Origin of the sequence: Actinomyces sp. ICM47 (genome assembly GCF_905369875.1) — a bacterium.
Classification (GTDB): Bacteria; Actinomycetota; Actinomycetes; order Actinomycetales; family Actinomycetaceae; genus Pauljensenia.
This window is the reverse complement of record NZ_CAJPJE010000031.1, coordinates 20,786-27,010: the sequence shown is the minus strand read 5'-3', so window position 1 is coordinate 27,010 and position 6,225 is coordinate 20,786. Positions and strand designations below refer to the sequence as shown.

Genomic DNA, 6,225 nt, shown 5'->3' with positions numbered 1-6,225 from the left:
ATAGGTTGTGGGAGAGTAGGACACCGCCACAACACACCCAACGGGAGCGGCCAGAAACCTCAAGGTTTCTGGCCGCTCCCTATTCACACACCCAGACCCAGACACAGAGGACCCACACACACCCACCGAACAACAAACCCCTTTACACTGCCGCGATCATGCGGTGAAACAGGTTCCTTGATGATGGAACAGTTGCCTGGCCCTTGTGACACGTCGTGGGACCTGTGTCCCAACCAATACCGTTTTGTCCTACACTCCTACGCTCGCACGATCCACGCAGCCCTCCCTCACCGAGCCTTCCCTGGCCCACACGCACAGGCGTGCACCCGCGGATAGGTTGTAGCCATGCGGATAGGTTAATTACCTATCCGCATGTTCGTTTCCTATCCGGATGCGAGTTGGTACCCGGACCTGGAAACCCGCCCAAAACCCCAAACCTATCGCAATCCTCCAGCTCTGACACTACGCGTGTGGGTTTTCTGTTTCGCACGTGGGCCGTCTGTTCCGTACGTGGGCGAGGTCGCCCACACGCCGAATAGCGGGTTTGCGTGCGGATGAGTGGGCCCAAGTTTGGAATAGCGGGCCTGCGTGCGCATGAACGGAACCCTCCGATTAACGAGCACGCGGGGGTGTCTGTTCTTTTGCGTCAACATGCCCGATGTGCCTGAAGCGTGGGAGGAGCATATCGATACGCTCGCGTGAAATATGCGTGACACATTTGCGTCTACGGTGCGCTGATGCGAAGTAAGACAGAGGACGAACGCGCCACGGCCTCGTTCTTCGAGCGGTACCTGTTATAGCGGTGAGTTCCACGGCCGGGGCGGATCCGGACGGGCGCGTCGCGCGCTTCTGGGTAGACGAATGGGGCCAACCAGGGAAGGTCAGCCCCATTCGCGTGGGCGGGGGAGGATGGGGGGAATCCCCGCCCACTGGCACGGCTGCGGGGTTATTGGGTGGTGTGGAGGTCCCCCGCTGCCAACGTCTGGTTACATGCCGCCCAATACCTGCGCAACGACGATCTTTCCGACCATCGCGACCGGGTACACCAGGGCATAGCCCAGCGCCACGCGCGGATCGGAGTTCGTGCGGCCGTTCGCAAAGGCCAGGACCGCGGGCTGCGTCTGTGCGCCGCCGAGGAGGCCTGCGAGTTTCGTACCGCCCATCTTGAACACCCACCGCATGGTGACGTACAAGCCAATAGCCATTGTAGACGTCATGACCGCGCCGAGGATAAAGATGTTGACCCAGGCACCCGATGTGAAAGCGTTGAGGATCTGGCCGCCGGCCTTCGCGCCTGCCTGGGCGAGGAAGATGAGCAGGCCGAGTTCCGCAATCACCTGGCAGGTGGTAAAGGGTAGTGCCGTCGCAATGGGGCCAATGCGGCCAATGCGTCCGAAGACAAGACCGATGATGAGCGTGCCGGCAGCGGAGCCGATCGAGAAGTACTCGCCGGACGGGGTCAAGATCGGCAGCTCACCGATCGCGATGCCGATTGCCATGCCCAGGCCCAGGGCGACCGGATTCAGGTCGGTGAGACCGTGCGAGGAGTCACCGAAAAACCTGGTGATCTCGGCCATCTTCGAGGTCGGGGCGACGACGCGGACGCGGTCGCCCTCTTGGAGGACGAGGCCGGGTTCCGCCACCATGTCGACGTCGCCTCGGCGCACGCGTGAGATCGTCGCGGAGAATTCCTTGGCAAGGCCGAGCGACGCGACCGTTCGACCGGCGACCTTCGGGTTGGAGATCGTCATACGACGGAAGTCTAGGTAGGAGCGATCCTGCATGAGGGAGTGCGAGGAGGCATGGCCCAGCTCTGTGGCGGCGCGGGCGACGAGCTCGCGGGGGCCGACGACAGTCACGAGGTCACCCGGATCGAGAGTGTCGGACATCTGCGGACGGGTGATCGGCCCCGTTTCGCCTCGGCGCAGGCGAGAGAAGGAGACTTTCTCGCCGAGCTTCTCGTAGATGTCACCGACGAAGGGGTGATCGTCGCGCTCGACGCGGATCGTGCGGTTCGACAGGGGAGAGGGGGCATCCTTGTCGTTGCGGCCGTAGTGCAGGGCTGCCATAGAGGCGGCGAGCATTCCGATGACACCAAAGAGGTACGCGATCGAGTAGCCGACCGTCGCCGTCGCGGGGTCGCCGCTGGCCTCGCCTGCCGCAGCAAGTGCCGGGGTGTTTGTGACCGCACCCGCGAAAGTACCGGCGATGAGCGGAACCTCCATGCCCATGGCCTTGCCGACGTACAGGCCCAGCGTGGCGGCGATGCCGTAGAAAGCCACCATCATCAGGATCGGGCCGACAGCTGTCTTGAGGTTATGAAAGAAGGAAGCGCCAGAGTTGATGCCGATCGCGAAGGTGAAGAGTGTCAGGCCCAGCGTGCCCAGCTGCTTGGTCACCTGCAGCTCAATACCGAAGGACTGCGCCCATGCCGCCATGACGATGGCGAAAAAGAGAACGGCAGCGGCACCCAGACCGATGCCTTTGATCTTAATCTTGCCGAAGGCCATGCCGATGCCGATGAGGAGGAATAGGAACAACACTGGCTGTTCGTGAAGTATCTCGAAGATCTTGACCACGATGTAATCTCCGTGCATAAATTGATGGTGTGTGATACGAGTCAATTAAACCAGTTTCAGGTGCTGTGTATCTCAGTCCATCGTCCTAGATAGCGTTCAGGACATAAGGGTCCGCACAATGAGATAGACAGGAGCGCCTCGCGGTAGCGCGTTACGGTATTAACATGCTCGACGTTCGTGAGATTGGAATCCTTGCCCTGGTCATCGTACCTGGGCGTGCGATGCCTGCCGCGTAACGAGAGGATGGATCGCACGCCTTTTCCCCGCATCCGCGCTGTTGCACGGACTTGACGGGGTTTTTTCTTTGAGACGGTCCCAACGATTGAGAGGACGACTGGTGAGCGACGCGAGTACCACCACCCGAATGACCGGAGCCGAGGCTATCGTGGCGAGCCTCGAAGCCCTGGGCGTGACCGACGTGTTCGGTATGCCTGGCGGCGCAATTCTGCCGACCTATGACCCGCTGATGGCGTCGACGGCAATTCGTCACATTTTGGTTCGACACGAGCAGGGCGCGGGACACGCGGCCGAAGGTTACGCGCTTGCCACCGGCAAGGTTGGCTGCGCTCTCGTGACATCTGGCCCCGGTGCGACGAACGTGCTGACCGCCCTGGGGGACGCCTGCATGGACTCCGTGCCGATCGTCGTAATTTCGGGTCAGGTCGGTGCCTCCCTGATCGGCACTGACGCCTTCCAGGAAGCTGATGTCGTGGGCGCGTCGATGCCTATCACGAAGCACTCCTTCCTGGTGACGGACCCTCAGGACATTCCCGTGCGCCTGGCCGAGGCCTTCCACGTGGCCGGCACAGGCCGCCCCGGCCCCGTCCTCGTGGACATTACCAAGTCCGCCCAGGTCTCCGAGATGGATTTCTCGTGGCCGCCTGCCCTGGACCTGCCCGGCTACAAGGTCGCCGACCGTCCGAACATGAAGCAGGTGCGTGCTGCGGCCCGCGCAATTGTGGACGCACAGGCCCCCGTCCTCTATGTCGGCGGCGGCGTCATCCGCGGCGGTGCGACCGAGGCCCTCTCCGCCCTGGTCGAGGCCACCAACGCGCCCGTCGTTACCACACTGACCGCGCGCGGTGCCTTCCCCGACTCCGACCGCCACAACCTCGGCATGCCCGGCATGCACGGCACAGTTGCCGCCGTCGGTGCCCTACAGCGCGCCGACCTGATCGTGGCCCTCGGTGCCCGTTTCGACGACCGTGTGACCGGACGCCTCGATTCCTTCGCGCCCCGTGCGACCATCGTTCATATCGACATTGACGCCGCGGAAATCTCGAAGAACCGCCACGCTGACATTCCGATTGTTGCTGACCTGGCGACCGCCCTGCCGATCCTGACCGACGAGATCGCCCAGGCCTCGGCCGACGGAAAAGCCGACATCTCCGGATGGTGGCGCTACCTGGACCGCCTGCGCACGAAGTATCCGATCGGGTGGGCGGAACCTGACGACGGCATGATGGCACCTCAGGCAGTCCTGAAGAAGCTGTCTGACCGCGTCGGCTCCGACGCCGTCTACGTGACGGGCGTGGGCCAGCACCAGATGTGGGCATCCCAGTTCATCATGCTGGACAACCCGCGTAGCTTCATCTCTTCGTGCGGCTCGGGCACCATGGGCTACTGCATTCCCGCAGCCATGGGTGCCCAGGTTGGTGTCCCCGACAAAGTCGTGTGGGCGATCGACGGCGATGGCTCTTTCCAGATGACCAACCAGGAGCTAGCCACCTGTACGATCAACAACATCCCAATCAAGGTTGCCCTCATTAACAACTCGGTGCTGGGCATGGTGCGCCAGTGGCAGTCCCTGTTCTTCGGCAAGCGCTACTCGAACACCACGCTTAACCCCGTCGAGGGCGAGCAGATCCCCAACTTCGAGATGCTGGCCCAGGCGTACGGTATGGCTGCGCGCACGGTCCGGTCCATCGACGAGGTGGACGAGGCCATCGAATGGGCCATGTCGATCAATGATCGCCCTGTCCTCATCGACTTCCGCGTGTCCAAGGACTCGATGGTCTGGCCGATGGTCGCCGCGGGCGTGTCCAACGATGAGATTCGTTACGCCAAGGGCATGGCGCCCGACTGGGAGGTGGAAGACTGATGACGAACCGTCACACTCTGGCTGTGCTGGTCGAAAACAAGCCTGGCGTGCTCACCCGCGTCGCCGCGCTGTTCGCCCGTCGCGCCTTTAACATCAAGTCGCTGACCGTGGGGGAGACCGAACACCCCGAGATCTCCCGCATGACCATCATCGTGGACGCAGACTCCGCGCCCATCGAGCAGGTGGTGAAGCAGCTCAACAAGCTCATCAACGTCCTCAAGGTTGTCGAGCTTGAACCCGAAGACTCCGTCGAACGACGCCTGCTGCTCATGAAGGTCCAGGCCGACGAAACCCGTCGCACCTCGGTCTTGCAGATCGTGGATCTCTTCCGCGCGCACGTGGTCGACGTTCAACCCGAGTCGGTCGTCATCGAATCGATCGGCTCCCTACCCAAGCTGGAGGCGCTGCTGCGGGCTTTGGAGCCCTACGGCGTCACCGAACTCGTCCAGTCGGGTGCCGTGGCCATTGGCCGCGGGTCGCGCTCGATCACGGATCAACTGAAGGAGAAATGAAAATGGCAGAAATCATCTACGACGACGGCGCAGACCTGTCGCTGATCCAGTCCAAGAAGGTCGCCATCATCGGTTACGGCTCGCAGGGTCACGCGCACGCGCTGAACCTGAAGGATTCCGGAGTTGACGTGGTCGTTGGCCTGCGCCCCGGTTCGTCCTCCTGGGCCAAGGCTGAGGCCGCCGGCCTGGAGGTTAAGGACGTGGCCGAGGCCGTCGCCGAGGGTGACGTCGTTTCCGTGCTGCTGCCCGACCAGGTCCAGCGCTACGTCTACGCCGAGCAGATTGCCCCCAACCTGAAGGAAGGCTCTGCCCTCCTCTTTGCACATGGCTTCAACATCCGCTACGGCTACATCGAGGTCCCTGCTGGCCACGATGTCATCATGGTTGCCCCCAAGGGTCCGGGCCACAAGGTCCGCGAGACCTACGTGCAGGGCAAGGGCACCCCGGACGTCGTCGCCGTCGAGGTGGATGCCTCCGGCAAGGCCTGGGAGCTGGCTCTGTCCTACGCGAAGGGCATCGGCGGTACCCGCGCCGGCGTTATCAAGACGACCTTCACCGAGGAGACCGAGACCGACCTGTTCGGCGAGCAGGCCGTGCTGTGTGGTGGTGTCTCTCACCTGATCCAGGCTGGCTTCGAGACCCTGGTCGAGGCTGGCTACCAGCCCGAGATCGCTTACTTCGAGGTCTGCCACGAGATGAAGCAGATCGTTGACCTCATCAACGAGGGTGGCATCACGAAGCAGCGTTGGTCCTGCTCCGACACCGCTGAGTACGGTGACTACGTCTCCGGCCCGCGCGTCATCAATGACTCCGCGAAGCAGGCCATGAAGGACATCCTGTCCGACATCCAGGACGGTACCTTCGCCCGTAAGTTCATCGCCGACCAGGACAACGGCGCTCTCGAGTTTAAGGCGCTGCGCGCCGAGGAAGAGGCCCACCCGATCGAGAAGACCGGCCAGAAGCTGCGTAAGGCCTTCGGCTGGACCGACTCCGACGCGGACTACACCGAGGGCAGCGCTGCGCGCTGATCTCG

The 6,225-nt window shown here is 62.7% G+C and carries 4 protein-coding genes; 3 read left to right on the top strand and 1 reads right to left on the bottom strand.

Going from position 1 to position 6,225, the window contains the following annotated elements; genetic code table 11:
- Positions 1–986 precede the first annotated feature (986 nt).
- Positions 987–2,579, bottom strand: a complete 1,593-nt coding sequence (locus QZ149_RS06985; protein WP_291450619.1) for a TrkA C-terminal domain-containing protein — start codon at positions 2,577–2,579, stop codon at positions 987–989.
- 334 nt (positions 2,580–2,913) lie between these two features.
- Between QZ149_RS06985 and QZ149_RS06980 the strand changes: the two genes are divergently transcribed.
- The 3 genes from QZ149_RS06980 to ilvC are packed head-to-tail and all read left to right on the top strand — an operon-like array spanning position 2,914 to position 6,220.
- On the top strand, positions 2,914–4,680 hold the full coding sequence (locus QZ149_RS06980; protein WP_291450617.1) for an acetolactate synthase large subunit: 1,767 nt from the start codon (positions 2,914–2,916) through the stop codon (positions 4,678–4,680).
- Positions 4,680–5,192 carry an acetolactate synthase small subunit gene (ilvN, locus tag QZ149_RS06975; RefSeq protein WP_009056682.1) on the top strand — a complete coding sequence of 171 codons (513 nt, stop codon included), beginning with the start codon at positions 4,680–4,682 and terminating at the stop codon, positions 5,190–5,192. The genes QZ149_RS06980 and ilvN overlap by 1 nt, the downstream gene beginning before the upstream one ends.
- A 2-nt stretch (positions 5,193–5,194) precedes the next feature.
- The gene (gene ilvC, locus QZ149_RS06970; RefSeq protein WP_009649129.1) at positions 5,195–6,220 is read left to right on the top strand and encodes a ketol-acid reductoisomerase; all 1,026 of its coding nucleotides are present in this window, start codon (positions 5,195–5,197) and stop codon (positions 6,218–6,220) included.
- Positions 6,221–6,225: the final 5 nt, after the last annotated feature.